At 69.5% G+C, this 22,389-nt stretch carries 19 protein-coding genes; 8 read left to right on the plus strand and 11 right to left on the minus strand.

The annotated features are described in order from the left end of the window. Positions 1-62: 62 nt before the first annotated feature. Both PFX98_RS05560 and PFX98_RS05565 read left to right on the plus strand, forming a co-directional pair. Positions 63-1,304, plus strand: coding sequence for a sensor histidine kinase (locus tag PFX98_RS05560; RefSeq protein WP_285234177.1), 1,242 nt, complete (start codon positions 63-65; stop codon positions 1,302-1,304). Between the two features lies 1 nt (position 1,305). Further along, a complete protein-coding gene (locus tag PFX98_RS05565; RefSeq protein WP_285234178.1) occupies positions 1,306-1,959 on the plus strand; it encodes a response regulator in 654 nt (217 codons plus the stop codon). On the opposite strand, the gene PFX98_RS05570 is transcribed toward PFX98_RS05565, so the two are convergent. Continuing rightward, entirely contained in the window at positions 1,931-2,461 is a 531-nt protein-coding gene (locus PFX98_RS05570) for a CAP domain-containing protein (RefSeq protein ID WP_285234179.1), read from the minus strand. The genes PFX98_RS05565 and PFX98_RS05570 overlap by 29 nt on opposite strands. Before the next feature lie 83 nt (positions 2,462-2,544). Between PFX98_RS05570 and PFX98_RS05575 the strand changes: the two genes are divergently transcribed. The 6 genes from PFX98_RS05575 (at position 2,545) to PFX98_RS05600 (ending at position 10,597) form a co-directional block, all read left to right on the plus strand. Further along, positions 2,545-3,807, plus strand: a complete 1,263-nt coding sequence (locus tag PFX98_RS05575; protein WP_285234180.1) for an efflux RND transporter periplasmic adaptor subunit — start codon at positions 2,545-2,547, stop codon at positions 3,805-3,807. A 16-nt stretch (positions 3,808-3,823) separates the two neighbouring features. Then, positions 3,824-4,507, plus strand: a complete 684-nt coding sequence (locus PFX98_RS05580; protein WP_285234181.1) for an ABC transporter ATP-binding protein — start codon at positions 3,824-3,826, stop codon at positions 4,505-4,507. A gap of 10 nt (positions 4,508-4,517) precedes the next feature. After that, the gene (locus tag PFX98_RS05585; RefSeq protein ID WP_285234182.1) at positions 4,518-5,678 is read left to right on the plus strand and encodes an ABC transporter permease; all 1,161 of its coding nucleotides are present in this window, start codon (positions 4,518-4,520) and stop codon (positions 5,676-5,678) included. Between the two features lies 1 nt (position 5,679). Continuing rightward, positions 5,680-6,849 carry an ABC transporter permease gene (locus PFX98_RS05590; protein ID WP_285234183.1) on the plus strand — a complete coding sequence of 390 codons (1,170 nt, stop codon included), beginning with the start codon at positions 5,680-5,682 and terminating at the stop codon, positions 6,847-6,849. Positions 6,850-7,216: 367 nt separating this feature from the next. Then, positions 7,217-10,084, plus strand: a complete 2,868-nt coding sequence (locus tag PFX98_RS05595) for a TonB-dependent receptor domain-containing protein (RefSeq protein ID WP_285234184.1) — start codon at positions 7,217-7,219, stop codon at positions 10,082-10,084. 96 nt (positions 10,085-10,180) lie between these two features. Next, a complete protein-coding gene (locus tag PFX98_RS05600; RefSeq protein WP_285234185.1) occupies positions 10,181-10,597 on the plus strand; it encodes a hypothetical protein in 417 nt (138 codons plus the stop codon). Between the two features lie 70 nt (positions 10,598-10,667). Here the strand turns inward: PFX98_RS05600 and PFX98_RS05605 are convergent, their stop codons facing one another. From PFX98_RS05605 to PFX98_RS05650, 10 genes are all read right to left on the minus strand, one after another. Further along, positions 10,668-13,808, minus strand: a complete 3,141-nt coding sequence (locus tag PFX98_RS05605; RefSeq protein ID WP_285234186.1) for a S8 family peptidase — start codon at positions 13,806-13,808, stop codon at positions 10,668-10,670. 32 nt (positions 13,809-13,840) lie between these two features. Beyond that, positions 13,841-14,578 carry an NF038120 family PEP-CTERM protein gene (locus PFX98_RS05610; RefSeq protein ID WP_285234187.1) on the minus strand — a complete coding sequence of 246 codons (738 nt, stop codon included), beginning with the start codon at positions 14,576-14,578 and terminating at the stop codon, positions 13,841-13,843. Between the two features lie 279 nt (positions 14,579-14,857). After that, positions 14,858-15,358, minus strand: coding sequence for a type II secretion system protein (locus PFX98_RS05615; protein WP_285234188.1), 501 nt, complete (start codon positions 15,356-15,358; stop codon positions 14,858-14,860). Further along, positions 15,345-15,722, minus strand: coding sequence for a type II secretion system protein (locus tag PFX98_RS05620; protein ID WP_285234189.1), 378 nt, complete (start codon positions 15,720-15,722; stop codon positions 15,345-15,347). Before PFX98_RS05620 ends, PFX98_RS05615 begins: the two co-directional genes overlap by 14 nt. A gap of 2 nt (positions 15,723-15,724) precedes the next feature. Continuing rightward, positions 15,725-16,192 (minus strand): type II secretion system protein, encoded by a 468-nt coding sequence (locus PFX98_RS05625; protein WP_285234190.1) that lies wholly within the window; start codon positions 16,190-16,192, stop codon positions 15,725-15,727. Between the two features lie 4 nt (positions 16,193-16,196). Then, positions 16,197-18,356 carry a secretin N-terminal domain-containing protein gene (locus PFX98_RS05630; protein ID WP_285234191.1) on the minus strand — a complete coding sequence of 720 codons (2,160 nt, stop codon included), beginning with the start codon at positions 18,354-18,356 and terminating at the stop codon, positions 16,197-16,199. Between the two features lie 8 nt (positions 18,357-18,364). Continuing rightward, entirely contained in the window at positions 18,365-18,913 is a 549-nt protein-coding gene (locus PFX98_RS05635) for a hypothetical protein (protein WP_285234192.1), read from the minus strand. Further along, positions 18,910-19,482 carry a hypothetical protein gene (locus PFX98_RS05640; RefSeq protein ID WP_285234193.1) on the minus strand — a complete coding sequence of 191 codons (573 nt, stop codon included), beginning with the start codon at positions 19,480-19,482 and terminating at the stop codon, positions 18,910-18,912. Before PFX98_RS05640 ends, PFX98_RS05635 begins: the two co-directional genes overlap by 4 nt. Then, positions 19,479-20,852 carry a hypothetical protein gene (locus PFX98_RS05645; protein WP_285234194.1) on the minus strand — a complete coding sequence of 458 codons (1,374 nt, stop codon included), beginning with the start codon at positions 20,850-20,852 and terminating at the stop codon, positions 19,479-19,481. Before PFX98_RS05645 ends, PFX98_RS05640 begins: the two co-directional genes overlap by 4 nt. Positions 20,853-20,859: 7 nt before the next feature. Beyond that, positions 20,860-22,389: a GspE/PulE family protein gene (locus tag PFX98_RS05650; RefSeq protein ID WP_285234195.1), complete on the minus strand. Its 1,530-nt coding sequence runs from the start codon at positions 22,387-22,389 to the stop codon at positions 20,860-20,862.

Consider the following 22,389-nt stretch of genomic DNA (forward strand, 5'->3'; position numbering starts at 1 on the left):
ACATCCACTAAGCTGCGCGCCATGGCAGATTCGCGCCTTCGTCTGTGAACCCCCTCCACGCCTTGGACCGTCTGCTTGCCCGCATTGCGCAGCCCGCCTTCGTGCTGCGCATTGCCGCGCTGGCGGTCTGCCTGCTGGAGCTGTTCGCCACCGTCGGGGCCCTGCTGGGCCGCAAGACCGAGGCCTATGACGGTGTGCTCGCCAATCTCTACCGGCGCTTCGGTGGCGAGCCCGGCGATCCGCTCATCGTGCTGGCCAGCTTCACCCTGGTGTGCCTGTTCGCCTACCAGTTCTGGCGCCTGGCGCGCGAGAACAGCATGGACCAGCCGCCACCCAACGCCCTGCCGCGCATCCTGCTGCTGGACCTGGTGGCGCTGGCGGTCACGCCGGGCCTGCCCTTTCTGGTCACCGCGCTGGCGGCGGTGCTGCTGCGCGTGCGCGCCGCCTTCATGTTTGCGCTCAGCCAGGTGGCGATCAATCTGGCTCTTTACTGGTGGTTGCCCAGCGACGGCCAGTTGCTGGAGCAGCTGCGCAGCGACACGCCCTGGTGGGTCAACAGCCTGGGCCTGATGATGGCCATGGTGGGCCTGCATGGCATGGCCTTCGGACTGGGCCGCATGGCCGCCGCCGAGGCCGAGAAGCGCCGCTGGCTGCAGGCCATGCTGGCCGAGAAGCACAGCGGCGAGCGCCTGCAGCTGGAGCAGATGCGCTATGCCGAGCGCATGAGCATGGCGCGCGAGCTGCACGACGTGATGGGCCACCACCTCACCGCGCTGAACCTGCATCTGCAGCTCAGCGAGGCCTTGCTGCACCGCGCCGACCCCGACGCCGCCGCCCAGGCCGTGGGCAAGGCGCGCGAGGGCGCCGCACATCTGCTGGAGGATGTGCGCGCCGCCGTCTCGCGCGAGCGCAACTCGGCCTGCATCGACCTCAGCGCGGCGCTGCACACCCTCGCCGAGGGCATTGCCAGCACCCAGATCACGCTCAGCCTGGACGAGGCCGCGCGCGACCTCTCGCCACGCGCGGCCCATGCCCTGCTACGCTGCGTGCAGGAGGCGGTGACCAACAGCGTGCGCCATGCGCGCGCCACCCAGGTGCAGGTCTGCCTCAGCGTGCAGGGCGAGGGCGATGCGCAGCGCGTGCGCGTCACCATCGAAGACAACGGCCAGGGTGCCCCCAGGCTGCGCGAGGGCAATGGCCTGAAGGGCATGCAGGAGCGCATGGGCGAGCTGGCCGGCAGCATGCAGGTGCTGCGCTACAGCCCCGGTTTCATGATCGAATTGATGTGTCCAAGGAGGGCCTGAGATGTCCACAGAAGCAATCAAGGTGCTGCTGGTCGAAGACCAGCAACTGGTGCGCGAAGGCCTCAAGGGCCTGCTCTCGCTGCACGAGGAGATCCGCATCATCGGCGAGGCGGCGGACGGCGCCGAAGCGCTGGAGCTGATCGCGCAGGAGCAGCCCGATGTGATCCTGTCGGACATGCGCATGCCGCGCCTGGACGGCACTGGCCTGATCCGCGCGCTGGCGGCGCGGGCGCTGAAGATTCCGGTGGTGCTGCTCACCACCTTCGACGACGCCGCGGTGTTCGACGAAGCGGTGCGCGCCGGCGCCAAGGGCTTTCTGCTCAAGGCCATCAGCCCCGACACCCTGCTGCAGGCGCTGCGCGACGTGGCCGCCGGCGGCACCGCGCTGCGCCCCACCCTCACCGAGCGCATGGAGCGCCAGAGCACCCATGTGGAACGCGCCTTCAGCGCCACCGAGCAACCCGACCCGCTGAGCCCCAAGGAGCTGCAGGTGCTGCGCCTGGTGGCGAGCGGCCGCTCCAACACCGAGATCGCCACCCTCTTGGGCAATAGCGAGGGCGTGATCAAGAACCACTGCTCGGCGATCTTCTCCAAGATGGGCGTGCGCGACCGCACCCAGGCGGTGCTCAGGGCGATCGATCTGGGCTGGATCTAGGGCTGCGCGCCAGCAACAGCACCCAGAAGCGCTGGTAGCGCCCCGGCGCGGCCACGCAGGCCAGGCCCGCATCGACCAGCTCGGGCGCCATCAGGTTCTGGCAATGCGCGGCGCTGGCCAGCCAGATCTGCAGCGCATCGTCCAGCTGCTCGGGGCCGGCCGCCAGGTTCTCGCCCACCGAACTCATCAGATAGCCCGCCGCGCCGAGCCGCTCGCGCAGGCTGCGCCCCTGGCTGCCCACATGGCTGATGGTGTCGCGCTGCGCCAGCTCGCCGGCATAGGCCTCGGCCGCGGCCGCCAGCCGCAAGTCCCAGCGCAGCGCCGGCGCGGCCGCCCGCTCCACACTGCCGCATGGGCGCGGCTCGGCGCGCAGGGCGTTCAGGCGCTGCAGCACCAACTCGGGCGTCAGGCCGGCCGGACAGGCGGGCAAGGCCTCGTCGGCCCAGCACCGCGCGGCCGCCAGCAAGAGGCACAGCACCAGCACGCAGGGCCGCAGCGACATCAACACCTCGTCTTTTCTTGATCAAGCCGCGATCCTAAAACACCGGCTACCATCGCGCGGCGCCACTACCTAGGCTCTTCGACATGGCTGAGACGACCCCGCTGAAGCAACTGAAGATCGACCGGCAGGCGCCGGGCGCCAAGCAACGCCGCCTGCCCTGGCGCTGGATCGCGCTGGGCGCCGTGGCGCTGGTGGCCGCGGGCCTGGCGCTGGCGCCGCGCAGCCCCGAGGTGCAGACCACCACGGTGCTGCAGAGCACGCCCTCGCAGCAATACCTGCAGCTCACCGCCTCGGGCTATGTGGTGGCACAGCGCCGCGCCGCGGTGGCCTCCAAGGCCACCGGCCGCCTGATCGAGCTGCTGGTGCGCGAGGGCTCGCTGCTGAAGAAGGGCGAGCTGATCGCGCGCCTGGATGCCAGCGATGTGCAGGCCGGCATCGGCACCGCCCAGGCCGGCGTGCGCCTGGCCGAGGCCGCGCAGCGCCAGAGTCAGGCCGGCGTGCGCCAGGCCGAGGTGGAGCTGATCAATGCCGAGGCCGAATACCAGCGCAGCCGCAGCCTGCAGACCCAGGGCTTTGTGTCGGCGCAGGCGATGGCGGCGGCGCAGCGCCGCCTCGACGCCGCGCGCGCCGCGCAGGCGAGCGCCCAGGCCGGCGTGGCGCAAGCTCAGGCCGGCGTGGGCCAGGCCCAGGCGCTGCTGAAGGTGCAGGAGGTGAACCGCGATTTCACCGAGATCCGCGCCCCCTTCGACGGCATCGTGCTGCTCAAGAACGCCAATGTGGGCGACATCATCACGCCCTTCTCCAACGCCGCCGGCTCGCAAGGCGCGGTGGTGACGATGGCCGACATGAGCACGCTGGAGGTGGAGGCCGATGTCTCCGAGGGCAGCCTGTCGAAGGCGGCCAAGGGCCAGCCGGTGGAGATCACGCTCGACGCCCTGCCCGGCCAGCGCTTCCGCGGCCGCGTGGGCGGCATCGTGCCCACGGTGGACCGCGCCAAGGCCACCGTCATCACCAAGGTGCAGTTCGAGGGAAAACTGGACCCGCGCATCCTGCCCGAGATGAGCGCCAAGGTGGCGTTTCTGTCCCAGGCGCCCACCGAGGCCGAGCAGCAGCCGGTGCTGGCCGTCAACCCCAGGGCCCTGCTGGAGCGCGATGGCAAGAGTTATTTGTTCCGCCTGAAGCGCGAGGGTGAAAAGGAATTGCTGGAAGCGGTGGAGGTGAAGAAGGGCCGCGTGCTGGGCGATGTGCTGGAGGTGAGCGGCGCGGTCAAGTCCGGCGAGCGCTTGGTGCTTGCGCCCACCGACAAGCTCAAGGACGGCGCCCAGGTCAAGCTGGCCGCCAAGTGAGAAAGAAAAGCGCACCATGTCCGAGGCCCTCATCCGCATCAGCCACCTGAGCAAGTCCTACCAGCGCGGCGGCCAGGAGATCCCGGTGCTGCTGGACATCGAGTTGGACGTGCAGCGCGGCGACTTCGTGGCCCTGATGGGCCCCAGCGGCTCGGGCAAGAGCACGCTGCTGAACCTGATCGCCGGCATCGACCAGCCCAGCAGCGGCCGCATTGAGATCGGAGGCATCGACATCGCCACCCTCGGCGAGGGCCAGCTGGCCGACTGGCGCGCCGCCAACGTCGGCTTCATCTTCCAGTTCTACAACCTCATGCCGGTGCTCACCGCGCTGGAGAACGTCGAGCTGCCGCTGCTGCTCTGCGGCCTCGGCGCGAAGCAGCGCCGCGCCCATGCCGAGGCGGCGCTGGCGATGGTACGGCTGGAAGACCGCATGGACCATTACCCCAACGAGCTCTCGGGCGGCCAGCAGCAGCGTGTGGCGATCGCGCGCGCGCTGGTCAGCGACCCGGCCATGATCGTGGCCGACGAGCCCACCGGCGATCTCGACCGCCACACCGGCGAGGAGGTGCTGTCGCTGCTGGACGAGCTGAATCGCAGCCTCGGCAAGACCATCGTGATGGTGACCCACGATCCCAAGGCCGCGGCGCGCGCGCACCGCCTCATCCACCTGGAAAAGGGCGTGCTGGTGCACGAGCCCTGAGCCGACCGGGATGCTCTTCTACCTCAAGCTGCTGCTGCGCAATGCCTTCCGGCACAAGCTGCGCACCCTCCTGACCCTGGTGGGCCTGGTGGTGGCGGTATCCGCCTTCGGCCTGCTGCGCACCATCGTCGACGCCTGGTACGCCGGCGTCGAGGGCAGCAGCAGCACGCGCCTGGTGTCGCGCAGCGCGATCTCGCTGACCTTCCCGCTGCCGCTCAACTACGCGCAGCGCCTCAAGGCGGTGGATGGCGTGGCCAGCGTCTCCTGGGCCAACTGGTTCGGCGGCGTCTACATCACCGAGCGCAACTTCTTCCCGCAGTTCGCGGTCGAGCCGGCCAGCTATCTGGCGCTCTACCCCGAGTACCGCCTCAAGGACGAGGAGCGCCTGGCCTTCATCCGCGACCGCCAGGGCTGCGTGGTGGGCCGCAAGCTGGCCAACAAGTTCGGCTGGAAGATCGGCGACCAGATCCCCCTGCGCGGCACCATCTACCCGGGCACCTGGAGCTTCACGCTGCGCGGCATCTGGGACGGCGCCGAGGCCAAGACCGACGAGAGCCAGCTGCTGTTCCACTGGGGCCTCATCAACGAGACCCTGCGCAAGCGCTACCCCGGCCGTGCCGACCAGGTGGGCGTCTACATCATCGGCATCAACGAGCCGCACAACGCCGCGCCCATCTCGCAGCGCGTCGACGCGCTGTTCAAGAACTCGCTGGCCGAGACCCTCACCGAGACCGAATCGGCCTTCCAGCTCAGCTTCGTCTCGATGAGCGAGGCCATCCTGGTGGCGGTGCAGGCGGTCAGCCTCATCATCATCGTCATCATCATGGCGGTGATGGCCAACACCATGACGATGACGGCGCGCGAGCGCCTGGCCGAGTACGCCACCCTCAAGGCGCTGGGCTTCGGGCCCGGCTTCGTGGCGCGGCTGCTGTTCGGCGAGAGCCTGCTGATCGCCCTGGTGGGCGGCGTGTCCGGCCTGCTGCTGACCCTGCCGCTGGCCGCCGCCTTCCGCGCCGCGGTGGGCACGCTGTTCCCGGTGTTCCAGGTCTCCGAGCTGACCATGGCGCTGCAGCTGCTCGCGGCCCTGCTGGTGGGCGCGGTGGCTGCGGCCTGGCCGGCCTGGAAGATGAGCCGCATCAGCATCGTGGCGGGCCTGCGCCAGGTGGCGTGATATGAAGCTGCTGCCGCTCGCCTACATCGCCCGCAACCTCTGGGTGCGGCGCGTCACCACCCTGCTCACCGCCGGCGGCATGGCGCTGGTGGTCTATGTGTTCGCCACCGTGCTGATGATGAGCGAGGGCATACGCCAGACCCTGGTGGCCACCGGCCAGCCCGACAACGTGATGGCGCTGCGCAAGGGCGCCGGCGCCGAGATCAACAGCGGCGTCGACCGTGGCCAGGCCGCCATCCTCGAGAGCCTGCCGGGCATCGCCACCGGTGCCCGGGGTCAGGTCCTGCTGAGCAAGGAGCCGGTGGTGCTGAACAACCTGCCCAAGCGCGGCAGCGGCAAGCCCAGTAATGTGACGGTGCGCGGCACCTCGGCCACCGGGCTGGAGCTGCGCCCCCAGGTGCAGCTGGTGCAGGGCCGTATGTTCAGGCCCGGCAGCTCGGAGATCGTCACCGGCCGCGCGGTGGCCGAGGGCTTCCAGGGCGCGGCGCTGGGCGAGACGCTGCGCTTTGCCGGCCGCGACTGGACCGTGGTGGGCGTGTTCGACAGCGGCCGCACCGGCTTCGACTCCGAGATCTGGGGCGACGCCGAACAGATGCTGCAGGCCTTCCGCCGCAACGCCTTCTCCAGCATCGTGTTCCGCCTCACCGATGGCAGCCAGTTCGAGGCGGTGACGAAAGCCATCGCGGCCGACCCGCGCCTGACGGTGGAGGCCAAGCCCGAGATCCAGTTCTATGCCGAGCAGAGCGAGGCCCTGGCCACCTTCATCAGCATCCTCGGCACCTCGCTCTCGGTGATCTTCTCGATCGGCGCCATCGTCGGCGCCATGATCACCATGTTCGCCGCGGTGGCCCAGCGCACCGGCGAGATCGGCACCTTGCGCGCCCTGGGCTTCCGGCGCGGCGCGGTGCTGCTGGCCTTTCTGTGCGAGGCCCTGCTGCTGGCCCTGGTGGGCGGGCTGCTGGGCCTGCTGGCGGCCACCAGCATGCAGGCGGTGAACATCTCGACCACCAACTTCCAGAGCTTTGCCGAGCTGGCCTTCCAGTTCAAGCTCACCGGCCGCATCGTCTGGCAGACCCTGGCCTTCGCCCTCTTCATGGGCCTGCTGGGCGGCTTCGTGCCGGCCTGGCGCGCCTCGCGCATGAAGATCGTGGATTGCCTGCGCGCGGCCTGAGGCGCTCTTGGCAAAGCACATCCGCGGCGGCGCCATGGAGTGCCATTCATCACCCTAACTTTTCTCATCCCCTCACGGAACGGGCGCGCGGCGCGGCCCGACCGAGCACCAGCCCCCGAGGCATGGGGCCGACGGCGAAATCGGCCGCATTTTTCGTCGCTTAGCCCAAGGGTAATTACCTAAGCGCATTGCGCACCAAGGCGTTTGGTCACGTTGCGACGCTGACACGGGGGGCCTTTCGTCACATTGCCGTGACCAAGCACATCCCCAAGACTGCGGCCGGTGCATCTGGACGTAACAACAAGCCGCGTACTCAAGCGGCCAGCGACATGCACGTCTGGTCAAAAGCCATCATCTAGGAGAACCCATGTTTAAACGATCCCGCGTCAGCGGCGCCATTGCGCTGCTGGCCACCGGCATGCTGCCGTTCGCCATGCCCGCCCACGCCCAGTCGACCGACACCAAGGTCGAGAAGATGGAAGCCATCGTCATCACCGGTTCGCGCATCGTGCGCCCGAATCTGGAAGGCACCACGCCCGTGATGTCGGTGAGCACCGAGACCATGGCCAACCTGGGCCTGACCAACTTCGCCGACATGGCGACGCAGCTGCCGCAGTTCACGCCGGCCTTCGGCGCCTCGCGCACGCAGTCGACCTTCTCGGGCGTCAGCTCCTCCGGCCTGCAGCTGACCAATCTGCGCAACCTCGGCTCGCAGTCGACCCTGGTGCTGATCAACGGCCGCCGCGTCCCCGGCGGCTCGAGCACCAGCACGGGCGTCGATTTCAACTCGATCCCCTTTGCCAATATCGAGCGCGTTGAGACCATCACCGGCGGCGCCTCGGCCATCTATGGCGCCGACGCCATGGCCGGCGTGATCAACATCATCACGAAGAAGAGCTTCGAAGGCGTCGAGGTCGGCGTGCAGTACGGCGAGACCGAGCGCGGCGACAACAAGAGCACCCAGGCCCATGTGATGTTCGGCAGCAAGCTGGGCGGCAACGGCCGCGCGCTGCTGACGATGGAATTCCACAAGGACGGCCACGTCAGCTGCAAGGACCGCGAGCTCTGCGACGACGACGTGTTCTGGCCCGCGCCGGACGATTTCCGCAAGGGCCCGGTGGCGCGCTCCGGCGTGCCCCTGGCCGGCCGCTTCTTCCCCGGCGACGGCAAGAGCTACACGCAGCGCAACGGCTCCTTCCTCGACGCCAGCGGCAAGCTGATCCCCTTCTCCACCGCCGTCGACGGCTACAACCGCAACGCCCAGCGCGACCTGGCCATCCCGACCAAGCGCGTCGTGATGGCCGGCGACATCGAGTACAAGCTCGCGCCCAATGTCACCGCCTTTGGTGAGTTCAACTACGCATCGACCTCGATCGACTCGAGCTTCGAGGGCAACCCCTTCCAGTCGAGCGCCAACCTCGTCGGCGGCGAGACCGAGGCGTCGATCCCGCTCAACAACCCCTTCATCCCCGCGGCCCTGAAGGCGGCCATGGTGGCGGCCAAGGCCACGGAAATGACCTGGTGGCAGCGCTTCTCGTCGGAGACCGTGGGCGGCAACCGCGGCGCCAGCAGCGACCGCGACATGGCGCGCGCCGTGATCGGCGTGAAGGGCGAGCTGGACAGCCTGATGGGCTTTGGCAGCGACTGGCGCTGGGAAGCCAACCACACCTTCGGCACCACCAAGACCATCCTGGGCACCGAGGGCTCGGTGGGCCTGCAGCAGCTGTATGACGGTCTGCGCGTGGAAGAAACCGCACCCGGCTCGGGCAAGTACCAGTGCTCGAGCGCCACCGCGCGCGCCATGGGCTGCGTGCCGATCAACCCGTTCGCGCCCTACACCGCGGAGATGTCCAAGTACCTCACCGTGGGCACCACCTCGATCGGCAAGCAGAGCCTGAACGACAGCGTCGTTTCGCTGAGCGGCTCGGCCTTCAAGCTGCCCGCCGGCGATGTGCGCACCGTCGTCGGTGCCGAGGTCCGCTCGCTGTACGGCGGCCTGGATCACGACACCCAGATCAACCAGGGCACCGTGACCGGCAACCAGATCGGCGACACCGACTACATCAAGATCAAGACGCGCGAGATCTTCGGCGAGATCCAGGTGCCCCTGCTGGCCGACAAGCCCTTCATCAACATGCTGAACGCCGAGGGCGCCTATCGCCACTCCAGCAGCAGCGGCAAGAGCTACAACACCTGGATCATGGGCGGCGAATGGGAGCCGACCGACGGCCTGCGTTTCCGCGCCAAGAAGGCACGCTCGGTGCGCACCCCGGTGCCGGGCGAGCTGTCGGGCGTGGGCCAGACCTTCGGTGTGGTCAACGATCCCTGCACGGCCAGCCGTCGCAATGCCAACCCGACGCGCGCCGCCAACTGCGCGGCCGACGGTGTGCCGGCCGACTACAACCCCGGCCAGATCATCGAGCAGAGCGTGGAAGGCCTGTCGGGCGGCAATGCCAACCTGAACCCGGAGATCGGCACCACGCTGACCTACGGCCTGGTGTTCCAGCCCAGCATGCTGAAGGGCTTCACGCTGGCGATCGACCGCTTCACCATCAAGGTGAAGGACCAGATCGCCACCGTGGACCGCGGCACCGCGGTGAACCTGTGCTACGACACGCCGAATCGCTTCCTGTGCGATTCCAAGACCCGTGGCACCCACCCGCTGCTGCCCGGCGCGAACTACGTGCTGAAGTCGGTCAACGAGCAGCTGCAGAACGTCGCCTCGCTGGATGTCAGCGGCGTGGACATCGACGTGCACTACAACTTCAAGACCGGCAGCTACGGTGACTTCGACCTGAGCGCCATCGCCACCGTCTACGACAAGGCCTCGTTCGTGCCGCTGGCCGGCGAAGATCCGGTGGACCTGCTGGGTCAGGCCGGTGGTACCACCTCGCTGCAGGGTTATGTGAAGTTCACCGGCGCGGTCAACGTGGGCTGGAAGTTCGGCGCCTTCAAGGCGAACTGGAACATGCGCCACATCGGCCGTACCGATATGGGCGTGGGCTCGGCCGCCGATGGCTTCCCCATGGTCGGTGCGCACACGTACCACAACCTGCGCCTGGGCTACAGCCTGAACAAGAAGACCGAGCTGTACGCCGGCGTGACCAACCTGTTCGACAAGAAGCCGCCGATCTTCGCATCGGGCTACTCGGGCACGCAGGCACTGGACACCATCCCGGGCTACTACGACGTGTTCGGCCGCTCCTTCTTCGTGGGCGGCACCATGAAGTTCTGAGCTGCGGGCTGATCAGCCCTCCAGCCACGACGGCGCCTTCGGGCGCCGTTTTTTATTCCCGCTTGCCGGCGACCCTGGAAGGCGCGAGGATGGGCCATGAGCACACCCAACACCCTCTTGCGCCTCGTCGGCATGACCCTGCTGACCCTCGCCACCGCGGCCTGCAACAGCGCGCCCAAGATGGAGGCCAAGGACAGCGCCACGCTGCTGAAGGACATCAGGGCCGAGATCGGCGATGCCGCCTGCGACGCGCCGCAGCAATGCCGCAGCATCGCGGTGGGCCACAAGTCCTGTGGCGGCCCGGAGGCCTATCTGGCCTGGTCCAGCAAGCGCAGCGACGAAGCGCGGCTGCAGGGCCTGATCGAACAACATGCGGCCGCGCGCCGGGCCGAGAACCTGCGCAGCGGCATGGTGTCGGACTGCCGGCTGGTCACCGATCCGGGGGCGAGCTGCCAGGCTGGGCGTTGCAGCCTGCTGCCTGGCGGCGGCGCGGGCGCTGCCAGCGCGCAATAAGAGCGCGGGGCAATGAAAAAGGCCGCAACCCTTGCGGGTTGCGGCCTTGGCGGGGCTGAGGCCCCTTGCCTTAGTTGCCCAGGGGCACCAGCTTGTAGGCGCTCGTTTCGGCAGGTTCGCTCAGCGGCAGGCCGCCATTGGTCTCGACGCGCACCACCGTGATGGCCTGCGTCACGGCGCTCAGGTCCTTGAACTGCACGCCACCGAGGTAGCGGCCGCTCGCGGCCAGGCCCGACCAGCTCAGACCCACGGTGGCACTGCTGCCGCCGTAGACCGTGCTGGGCAGCAGGGCGCGGAAGCTGCCGCCGGTGTCGCCGGCCTTGACCACCCAGCTCGAGAGGCTGTGCGTCATCGCAGCGCCGCCGCCGTAAGCCACCACGCAGACACGGTAGTTGCCAGCCGCCGGGCCGACGATCTGTGCCGCCTCGTTGGAGCCGTCATTGCCGGAGTAGGCCCAGGTGCCGTCCGGCGCCAGGATGCCCAGGTCGTTGTCGTCACCAGCGCCACTCACGTCCACCTGACGCAGGGCTGCGCGCATCACGATGGTGTTGGCGGGCACGGCGATCGGGTAGACCTTCACATTGGGCAGGTCAGCACCGGCCTGGCAGGCCGTCTTCAGCTGCGCAGACGACATCGCGCCCGGGGTCAGCGTGGCCGGTGCACCCATGGTCACGGGCGACAGACCGCCCACGCCCGAACCCATGCGGCCGGTGAAGCCGGTCTTCACCGTGATCAGCTTGCTGCCCGATGCGGTGGTGAAGGCCAGGTTGGCGGGGGCGACGACGGGCTTGCCGACGCGCGCCTGGATCGGGCTGCGCACCACATGGCTGCCATCGGTCCAGCTCAGGGCACCGAACTGCCACACATTGGTGGCCGCGCCAGCGCTGGTCAGCTTGACGGTGAAGCTCTTGGTCTCACCCGGGTTCAGGGTCAGCGTGCTGGGCGTCACCACCGTGGTGAAGCCAGGCACCGTGGCCGTTGCCGTGTAGGTCGCGGCGCTGCTGCCCACATTGGTGACGCGACGCGTGACGGTCGCCGTTCCCAGCACGTTCGCCACCGTGATGGACGGCAGGTTGAGGTTGTAGGTCTCGTCCAGCGTGCCGTAGGTGGTGCAGTCCGAGGCCGGCTGCACCGCTGCCTTGTTGACCTTGCACTGGTAGCGCACATAGTCGACCTTGCCAGCGTCATACACCAGGCCCGGATCGGTGGCCTTGTTGGGCGCCACATGGCCGGCACCCTGGGCCCAGGGCAGCAGGCCGTTCTGCTCGGCGGCCAGGCCGTCGTTCAGGGTCGAGTAGCTGGTGGTCATCAGGGCCGACTTGATCGCCGCGGGCGACCAGGTCGGGTGCGCCTGCTTCAGCAGCAGGGCCAGGCCGGCCACATGGGGGCTGGACATCGAGGTGCCCTGGTACGAAGCCCAGGCCGGCGGCGGCACCAGCGTGCCGTTGGCCACCGCGTCGCGCTGCGGCTGGGTCAGATCCGCCGTCACGCTGGCGATCACATCCACGCCGGGCGCGGTCAGATCGGGCTTGAGGATGTTGCTGTCGCCCTGGTTGGGGCCGCGCGAGGAGAAGCCGGCCATGATGGGCGCGGGCTTCACGCCGGCGTAGAAGGCACCGATAGCGGCGGTGGCACCGGCCGTCTGGGCATAGGTCTTGATGGCGTTGCCATCGGCCTGGCTCACATGGATGCTGGGCACCGAATGCGCCTCGGCCACCAGGCCTGCGCCGTTGTCGGCCAGAATCATGCCGACGCCGCCGGCCTGCAGCACGGCAAAGCTCTTGTCGACGCGGGCATTGGTGCCGCGCGTGCAGACCACGATCTTGCCTGCCACCTTGGCCGGGTCGAGTTCCAGCGGGTTGCTGAAGCACAGCTTCAGGTTGGCGCTGGCACCCGCGACGCCGGCGTCTTCGGCGCGGATCAGCGGCGTGGAGGCCACCGGCGTGGTGTTGAGCGAGGCACCCGAATACAGGGCAGCGTTGCCGAGCGTCGCGTCGGCCTGCAGGTTGCGGTCATGCGTGGAGGCCGCCACCGTGGTCAGCCAGGGGCTGATGTGGGCCACCTGGTTGGCCGGGCCGCTGTTGCCGGCCGAGGCGGCCACGAACACGCCGGCCAGCGAGGCGCGGTAGAAGGCCTGCTCGACCGGATCGTTGACCGAGGTCTGCGAGCCGCTGATCGAGAAGTTGATGACGTTCACGCCGTCGTTGACGGCGTCGTCGATGGCCTTCACCGAGTCGGTGCTGTAGCAGGTGTTCTGGCTGCCGGTGCCGTCGGTGGCTGCGGGATTCGGGAAGGTCCAGCAGACCTTGTATGCGGCCACGCGGGCCCGCGGAGCCATGCCGCTGGCCGTGCCCATCGGGATGCCCGAGACGATGGCGGTGGCGCCGCCGTTGCCGGCCGCGGTGGAGGCGGTGTGGTCGCCGTGGCCGCCATGGCCGTTGGGGCCGGAAGCCGAGTCGCGCGGCGAGTCGAAGTCCGTCCAGTGCATCACCGGCTGATTGGCCTTGAATGCGGTGTTGTAGAACTTGGCGCCGATCAGCTTGTTGTTGCAATGCAGAGCGGGGTTGAAGCCCTCGCCGGCCTGGCAGCCGCCCAGGAAGCTGGCGGGCGGGGGGCCGTAGACCTGGGTGCCGGCACCAAAGGTCGGCACGCCGCTGCCATCCACGCGGTCTGAAAACGCGGGGTTCTCGGGCCAGATACCGCCATCGACGATACCCACCACCATGCCCTCGCCATTGTTGGCATTGCCACCCACCGTCTGCGACCACAGGCCGCCCGGGGCCGTCAGGCCCAGGAACTTCGAGGTGCTGATGGTGTCGAACTGGCGCGGCACATCCTCGAACACATCCACCACGTAGGGGCTGGCCTTCAGCGTCAGCACCTCAGCATCGGTGAGTTGGGCGGAGAAACCGTTGAAGACGGTCTTGTAGGTGCTCAGCACGGGGGCATTGCCCACCAGCGCAATCACATTGCTCTGTTGCTGGCCCAGGTAGTTGACATAGGCCTGCACGGCAGCGGCACCGTACTTGAAGGTCTCGCCGGCGGCCGGCTGGGTGGCGGCCAGGCCCTCGATACCACCCTGGTAGGTGGCGGCCGGCTCGTTGTTGAGCTGCACCAGATAGGTCTTGCGCTCCTGGGCCATGGCGGCGGTGGCCAGGCTCGACAGCAGCACCAGGGTCGCCAGTGCTGCGGGCTTGAGTTTCATCGTCATGATGTGTCTAGTCCTTTGTGCGTTGCTGGGGCTCAGGCCGAGCGGCGGCGGCGTGCGAAGCCGGCCATGCCCAATGCCAGGGCGGTCAGCGCCAGGCTGGCAGGCTCGGGAATTTCCATCAGATCGAGGTTGTCGAGCGCGAACTGGCCGCGGTCGGTGCTGAATCGGGAGCAGCTGCCTGCAGCGTTGCAGGCATAGGTGAACGCGACAACGTAATCGAATTGAGTGCCGGCAAAGGCTGCCGACGGGTTGTAGTGGCCGAAGTTCAGCGCACCCTGTGCATCCGTGCCACCGAGTTGGTAGCGTTCGATCGCAAAGCCAGAACCGTCAGCCTTGTGCCCTTGCAGCTCAAGCAGTCCCGCCACGGCAGGCAAGGGATCGCCGTTGCCGACGAAGCTGGCATCGAAGCCCTTGACCTGGAAGTTCGCGCCGTTCATGCGGCCTAGCGCCAGGACGCCGTCGTTCACGCCGGTGAAGAAATTCGTCTGGTTGTTGCTCGGGCAGAGCACGCTCAGGCAGGTGCCGCCCAGGTTGGATCCATCAACGATGGCGCCAACCAGATCGCCCACTTGCGCGCCGCCTGCGTTGGAGAAGGGGTCGATCCAGAAGCCCGACTGATAGAACTCGTCGCCATGCAGCAAGAACGGCATCAGCTGCGCGTTGGGGCTGCTTTCCAGGCCATCAAAGGTGATGACACTGGCGCTCGCCGTGCCGGCCACGCCGCACAACGCCGCCAAGGCCAGCGCGGATTTGATCAACGACTGTTTCATAACTAACCCTTCTCTTGTTACCAATGATGTTTTGGTGTCTTGCACCCGGATTCTTTTTTGGCTGGCGACTACGACCCGGGGATACCAGGCAAGCGCCACACTGGCCGCCCAACGCAGAGAACTCAAATGAGGCCGAACAACAACGCGTGCGTCAGGAGGCGGATTCTGATGGCGCCCCGGACAATGCCCATACTGAGTTGCCCCGCCCTTGAATCAGGGGGATTGAGGGTAAACACGGGGAAGAACCACAGCGCCGTAGGCACGAACGCGCGCTAGCGCTCAGCGGCCCGGGCTCGATGCCGCGCTGGCGGCGGGGTCAGGTTTTGCCTGGGTGGGCGTGGGTTTGAAGAGCCAGTCGCTGGCGCGCGATGCGCCGCCCTCGGTGTCGCCGAGCTGCCGCAGCAAGGCCTGCTCCGAACGGCTGCGCACGCCCTCGAACCCCCGCGGATCGGTGGGTGCCGCAAGTAACACCCAGTCCGGCTTGCCAGTGAACGGGTCCACATAGAGGCGCCGCAAATGGTGGCGCGGTTTGATGCCGCGGCCGTCGCGCAGCAGTTCGTCGAAGCTATGCGGGTAGACCGGCGGCTGGCTCGGGCTGACCAGCAGATAGCTCTCGATCGCACGCGCGATCTCCCCGCCGCGGAACTCCAGCTCGCGCTCGCGTTCGCGCTGCGCCGCGGTGCTCCAGTGCTGGCCCAGCGCCGCCAACGCGGCCGAGGTGATGGCCACGAAGAACAGCATGCCGAGGTAGGTGAAGCCTCGCGCGTCACCAATCCGCATACAGCCGCCCGTCGCTGCCGCGCCCGGCCGCGCCGCTGCGCAGGTCGTAGAGCTGGCCCTTCAGTTGCGCATCCGGTGGCGGGCCCAGCTCGACCCAGCCGTCGCGCCGGCCCAGCAGCGGGTCTTCGGGGATCTCGCGCAGATAGCGCGCCTCGGCCAGCTGCTGCAGCGAATCGGGGTAACGGCCCTTGTCGGCCGCGTACTGGTCGATGGCGTCGCGCATCACGTTCAGCGAGGTGCGCAGCGCCGTCTCGCGCGACTTCTGCAGGCTGTTGAAGTAGCGCGGCGCGGCGATGCTGGCGAGCAGGGCCACGATCGCCATCACGACAATCAACTCGATCAGGGTGAAGCCGCGCTGTCGCATGCCTACCAGTCCTTGTAGAGCGTGCCGTCGAGCGCGCGGCGCTCGGAGCGGGAGTAGACATCGAACACATCGCGGCCGGCGCGCGGTTCGTCGGGCGGGCTGTCGGCGGCGCGCAGGCCCCAGCTGTCCTCGGGCGCCAGGGCCGGGTCGGCCAGCGGGTCGCGCGGCAGGCGGCGCAGGAAGTAGAGCTTGCGACCGCTCGCCGACTTGGCATCGGGCACGCCCTTCACCAGGGCCTGCAGATCGGGCGGGTAGCCACTGTCCTCCGGGCTTTGCGGGATGTGCCCCTCGGCCACGGCACGCTTGTAGGCATCGAGCGCGCCGCGCAGGGTGCGCAGCGCCTCGCGCAGCGCGAACTCCTGGCTGCGCTGCACCGACAGCAGCAGCACCGGCCGCGCCGCCATCGCGAGCACGCTGAGCATGGCCAGCACCACCAGCATTTCGATCAGCGTGAAGCCGCGCGCGCGCATAGGCCTATTTGGCGGCTTCCACGGCGACCAGGCCCGAGCCTTCCAGCCGCACCGGCGGGCTTTCGCCGTTCAGGCCGCTGGCCTGCAGGCCGCCCACGCCGATGTTGAGCGGCTGGCCCGCCGCGGCCGGCAGGGCGCGCAGCACGATCACGCGCTCGCCGCGCGGTGCCAGGTCGAAGCTGGCCCGGCCGGGCGAGGCCCCCGGCAGGTTCTGCGCCAGCTGTAGCTTGGCGGGGTCGAACTCGAGCTCGCCCTTCACCGCATGGGCACTCTCCTGCCGGAGCGTGACCGACACCGTGCCGCCGGCAGGCACCTGCGGCGTCACGTCCATCTTCACCAGCACCTCGGCATTGGCGGCCGCATCGGCCTGCGGCCGGGGCGCGGCGAGCGCACCGCCCGACAGGCCCACGCCCACCCGTGCAGTGGGCTTGAGCCGGCTGCTGAAGGCGCCCGGCGAAGCATCGGTGCCGCCGGGCTGCTGCGTCAGGCCGGCGTCGGGCAGGGCCAGGTTGCGCACGATGCGCGGCGTGATCAGCAGCACCACCTCGGTCTTGGCGCGGTTGTCGGTCTGCACACCGAACAGCTTGCCCAAGAGCGGCAGGCTGGACAGGCCCGGCACGCCGGTGGCGCTGCGGCGGTCTTCGTCGCTGATCAGGCCGGCCAGCACCTGGGTCTCGCCGTCGGCCAGGCGCAGCGTGGTGGAGGTCTGGCGCGTGCCGATCTCGTAGGCGGTGGTGCCGCCCGGGCCGGTGACCTGGCGGATCAGGTTGCTGACTTCCAGATTGACCTTGATGGCCACATCGTTGTCGAGCTGGATGGTGGGCTCTACCTCGAGCTTCAGCCCCACGTCCAGGTAGGAGACCGAGGCGGCCACCGAGGAGTTGACGCTGAAGTTGGTGGTGGTGGTGAAGACCGGCACCTTCTGGCCGATCAGCACCTTGGCCTTGTCGCGGTTGCGCACGCGGATCTTGGGATTGGCGAGCAGATTGGTATTGCCCGAGGTGCCCTTGATGGTGGCCACCACGGCCGGGTTGGCGATGCTGGCGCGGAAGCTGTCGCGCTGGCCCAGCTGCACCTGGCCGTTCACGCCGGGCAGGCCATAGGAGATGGTCTCGGGCCATTGCAGGCCCAGCTGGTCGACGCGGTCGGTGGCCAGCTCCATCACCTCCACCTCCAGCATCACCTCGGGCTCGGGCAGGTCCACCGAGGCGATCAGGCGCTCCACCAGGCGCAGCACCTCGGGGGTGTCGCGCACCACCATCAGGTTGAGGCGCTCGTCGATGTGGATGTCGCGCACCTTGGCAATCGCGCGCACCATCGCCTGCACCTGCTTCACATCGGCGTTGGTGAGGTAGAGGGTGCGGGTGATCAGTTCCTGGTGCTCGCGCTGCTTGCCCTGGGTGGCCGGGAAGATCATCACCGAGCTCTCGTTGAGCAGCTTGCGGTCCAGCTGCTGGGTGGAGAGGATCACGCGCATGGCCTCGTCCAGGCTGACATTGCGCAGGAAGATCGTCACCTTGGCGTCCGAGCGCACATCCTTGTCGAACACGAAGTTGATGTTGCTGGAGCGCGCCAGCGCCTCGAACACCTGGCGCAGCGGCGCCTCGCGGAACTCCAGCGTCACCGGCTTCTGAAAGGCCGGGCCCAGCTCGCTGCTCGCGTATTCCAGCGGCCGGGCCTGGGCGGTCTGGCTCAGCAGCAGGCGCGCGCCGGGATGCTGGGGCGACTCCGCCAGGATGCCGCGCGCCACGCTCTCGGCGCGCTCCAGCTGGCCCTCGCGCAGGGCGGCACGGCCTTGCAGCAGCAGCGCCTCCTGGCGTGCGCCGCGCCCGATCTCGGTCTCGTACCACTCCAGCCGCGCATGCTTGGGGTCGAGCTCGCGCAGGCGCTGCAGGGCCTCGCGCGCCTCCTCCCAGCGCGCGGCCAGGCGTGCGCCCTCGATCTGCATCAGCAGGCGCGCCTTGAGCTGCTCGCCCACGCGCAGCTGCGCCGCGCGCAGCTGATGGTCCTGGGGCGCCTCGCGCAACGCCTGCTGCAGCACCGCGTTGGCCTGCGGCAGCTGGTTGCTGCGCGCCAGCTCGTCGGCCTGGCGCAGCGCGGGGTGGCCGCAGCCCGCCAGCGCGAACATCAGCGTCAACGAGACTTGGGCAAGGGTGCGATGCATGCGCTGCTTCATGGTGCGGGTCGGAATGCGACGTTGACTGGCAGCTTGGCGGGCAACCAGAGGAGTTGGAGGCCGGTGGGGGCGATGCGTTCGACGCGCCATTGGCCGTCGATCACCTCGCCCGCACGGACGTTCAGGCTGCGCGCCGGGCCGGCCAGGAACACCTGGCTCACGCCCGCTTCCTCCAGCCGCCCGATCAGCTGGTAAGGGAAGGCCGGCGCCACCGGCGGTGGCGGGGGCGCGGGGGGCGGTGGTGGTGGAGGCGGCGGTGGGGGCGGCGGCATCCAGGCCGCCAACTCGCTGTCCTTGACCGCCGGCCAGGGTGCGCGCTGCAGCGCCACAAAGCGCAGCGGCGCGCTGGCCGCGACGGACGGACGCGCCACCACACGGTTAGCACCTGCAGCCGCTGGCGCGGCGGCACGGCGCGCGCCGGCGCTGGCCTGCACCGGTTCTTCGTCCTCGCTCTGCGCCGCCCACAGCGTCGCGGCGATGGTGGCGGCCAGGGCCGCGGCCAGGGCCAGCTGACGCTTGCTCACACCCTGCTTGCTCGTCGTCATCGCGGCGCCTCCTGCTCCGGCGCGGCCGCATGGCGCGCATGCAGCGACCACAGCAACTCGGCCTCGACCTCAGGCGTCTGCGGATTGGCGCGGCGCAGCTTGAGGCTGTCCAGGCTCAGCCCCGGGTCCTGCAGCAGCGCCGCATCGATATAACCGCGCAGCTGCGCATAGCCACCCTGCACCGGCATGGTGATGCGCAGGCGCTCCAGGCCGGCGCTGACATCCACCGTCAGGCGATGCTCGGTGCGCACACTCACCAGGCCCTGGCGCAGGCCCAGTTCCAGCAGATCGGCCAGGCGCTGCTGGCGCTGCTCGCCGGAGGGCAGGCCCAGCTGCCATTGCGCCGGCGTGAGCGTGGCCTGGGCGCCGGGCGTGGCGGCTGCAGCGGCCAGCTTCTGCGCGCGCAGCTGGCGCTGCAGGCGCCCGGCCTCGGCCTCCCATTGGCTCGCCTGCGCCTCCCAGCGCGGCGTCAGGCCCAGCGCCAGCGCCGCCGCGGCCAGCAGCAGGAGCAGGCCCAGCAGGCCGGGCCAGCCCAGCGCCTGCGCATGCAATTTCAGGCGCGCCCTCATGGCTTCTTGTCCTTCACGGGCAGGCTGGCCTGCAGGGCCGCCGGCCTGAGCTTGGCCACCAGCTCAAAGCGCTGCCCGCTCATGCCCTCGCTGCCGTTCTGGAAGCGCCCCAGCACCACCTCGCTCCAGCCGGGCGCGGCGCTCAGGCGGTCCACCAGCTGCAGGGCCACGGCCTTGTCGCTGGCCAGGCCCTCCAGGCGCAGCTCCATGCGGCCGGCGTTGAGGTCCAGGCCCAGCCAGTGGATCGCGCCGGGCGCGCCGGTGAGGCCCGCCTGCTCGACGTTGGCGAGCAAATGCCCCCAGGGCTGCGCCAACAGGCGCTGCACCTCGGCCAGGCTGCGCTGGCGCTCCTGCTCGAGCGGATCGGTGCGGCCGGGGCTGGCTACCGCGACGGCGGCGACCTTGGCCGCGGGCAGGCCGCGCTGCTGGTGCTGCAGGCTGGCCAGGCGGCTCTGCGCCTGCAGCATGTCTGCCCGGCTGTCCCAGGCGCCCCAGGCGGCCGCGGCCAGCACCAGGGCGCCGGTGGCGGCGAGCGGCCAGGCCAGCGGCGAATGTGCCCGGCCCTGCGCGATGAAGTCGGGCCTGGGTGCCTGCGCCCAGGCCTGTGCGGGCCGCGCCAGCCAGTCGGGCTCGGGCGCGCTGCCGTCGAGCCGGCCCAGCACGCGCACCCCCGGCCAGGCCGGCACGGTGCCCGCCGCCAGGCCATAGCCCAGCAGCAAGACCTCCATGCCCTCGCGCCTAAGTTCGGCCAGCGCCTCGCCCAGCGCGGCCGGCGTGGCCGCTTCGAGGCGCTGATGGCGCAAGACCTGGCACCGGCCCTCGCGCAGCTCAGCCCAAGTCAGCAGGCTGCCCTCCACCCAGGCCAGCGCGGCCTGCGGTGCGCGCAGCCATTGCGGCTCCTGCGGGGCCAGCGCCTGCAGGACGGCGGCCCAGGCGGGGCGCAGGCTCAGCACGCGCACCTGCTGGGCCGCCAGGCTGGCCTGGGCGGCCGGCCAGTCCAGGCCCTGCAGGGCGCTGGCGCCCTTGGCGCCCTTGTCGCCATTCCCTGCCTCACCCACTTGCCAGGGCGCCAGCGCCCAGCGCTGCGCCGCGGCGCCAAAGTAATGGCCGAAGAGCTGGCGCGCATAGGCGGCTATGGCCGCGTCGTCGGCCAGCGGCAGGCCGGGCTCGCTGAGCAGATGCGCCAGCAGATGCTCGGACACCACCAGCTCCAGCGCGCCGCCGGCATGGGCGGCGGCCCAATCCGCCAGGCTGCTGCCCTGCAGCTGCCCGCGCGCATCCAGCCACAGGGCCTGCGGCCGCGCCAGGCGTGCGCGCAGCGCGCGCCGCCAACGCAGAACCTGACCCCTGGGTTGCGCGGCTGTCGACATGAAAGATTCACTCCTCGAGGGTGACACGTTCCAGCTCCTCGAAGGTGGTGACGCCGCGGCACACCGCCTGCAGCGCCAGCGTGCGCAGCGGCTTCATGCCGCGGCTGCGCGCCGCTTCCTTGATCTGCGACATCGGGGCGCGCGCGGCGATCAGGTCGCGCAGGCCGTCGTCGAGCTTGAGCAGCTCGGCCACCGCGCGCCGGCCGCGATAGCCGGTGCCGCGGCAATGGCCGCAGCCCTCGCCCTTCATATAAGTGCCCTCATCGGCCTTCAAGCCATGCCGCGCCAAGGTGGCCACGTCGGGCACGAAGGGCCGTGCGCAATGCCGGCAGTTCAGCCGCATCAGGCGCTGCGCCAGCACCGCGTTGAGCGCGGAGACGACGTTGTAAAGGTCCAGCCCCATGTGCATGAAGCGGCCGATCACGTCGAAGGCGTTGTTGGCATGCACGGTGGAGAACACCAGGTGGCCGGTGAGCGCGGCCTGCACCGCGATCTGCGCGGTCTCGGCATCGCGGATCTCGCCCACCATCACGCGGTCCGGGTCGTGGCGCAGGATCGAGCGCAGGCCGCGCGAGAAGGTCAGGCCCTTCTTCTCGTTCACCGGGATCTGCACCACGCCGGGCAGCTGGTACTCCACCGGGTCCTCGATGGTGATGATCTTGTCCTGGCCGGTGTGGATCTCGGCCAGGGTGGCATAGAGCGTGGTGGTCTTGCCGCTGCCGGTGGGGCCGGTCACCAGCAGCATGCCATGCGGCTGGCGCGCCTGGGCGCGGATGGCGGCGCGCTCCTCGGCATCGAAACCCAGCGCATCCAGCGTCAGCTGGCCGCTGCTCTCTTTCTCGATGCGGGCGCGGTCCAGCACGCGCACCACCGCGTCCTCGCCGAACACGCTGGGCATGATGGAGAGGCGGAAATCGATCTCGCGCCCCTGCACCTTCAGCTTGAAGCGGCCGTCCTGCGGCAGGCGGCGCTCGCCGATGTCCAGCTCCGACATCACCTTGAGCCGCGACACCAGCTGCTCGGCCACCGCCGCGCCGTCCACCTGGCGCACCTGGGCCATCACGCCGTCGATGCGGAAACGGATCACCGCGCCGCGCGCCGTGCATTCGATGTGCACATCGCTGGCGCCGTCCTGCAGCGCGTCGTAGAGCGTGGCGTTGAGCAGGCGCACCACCGGGCTCACCTGCTCCGACAGGCGCAGCGCCGAGAGCTCCTCGGCATCGGCCGCATGCGTCTCGCTGCCGGCCATGGCCTCGTCCACATCCGAGAGCGCGCGGAAGTCGGCCTCGCCGGCGCCCAGCCAATGCTCCACCGCCGCGGCCTCGCAGACCCGCCAGCGCACCGGCAGCTGCAGGCGCGACTCCACGCTTTGCAGCAGCAGCGCATCCAGGGCGCGATCCGCCAGCAGGGTGCAGCGGCCCTGCGCGTTGACCGCCAGCACGGCGCGCCAGCGCTGCGCCTGGGCCTGCGGCCAGCGCTCGAAATCGAGATGCCAGGGCGCCTGCTCGGCCGGCAGCCAATGGGCCAGGGAAGTCAC

This window comes from Paucibacter sediminis (assembly GCF_030254645.1).
GTDB lineage: Bacteria > Pseudomonadota > Gammaproteobacteria > Burkholderiales > Burkholderiaceae_C > Paucibacter_B > Paucibacter_B sediminis.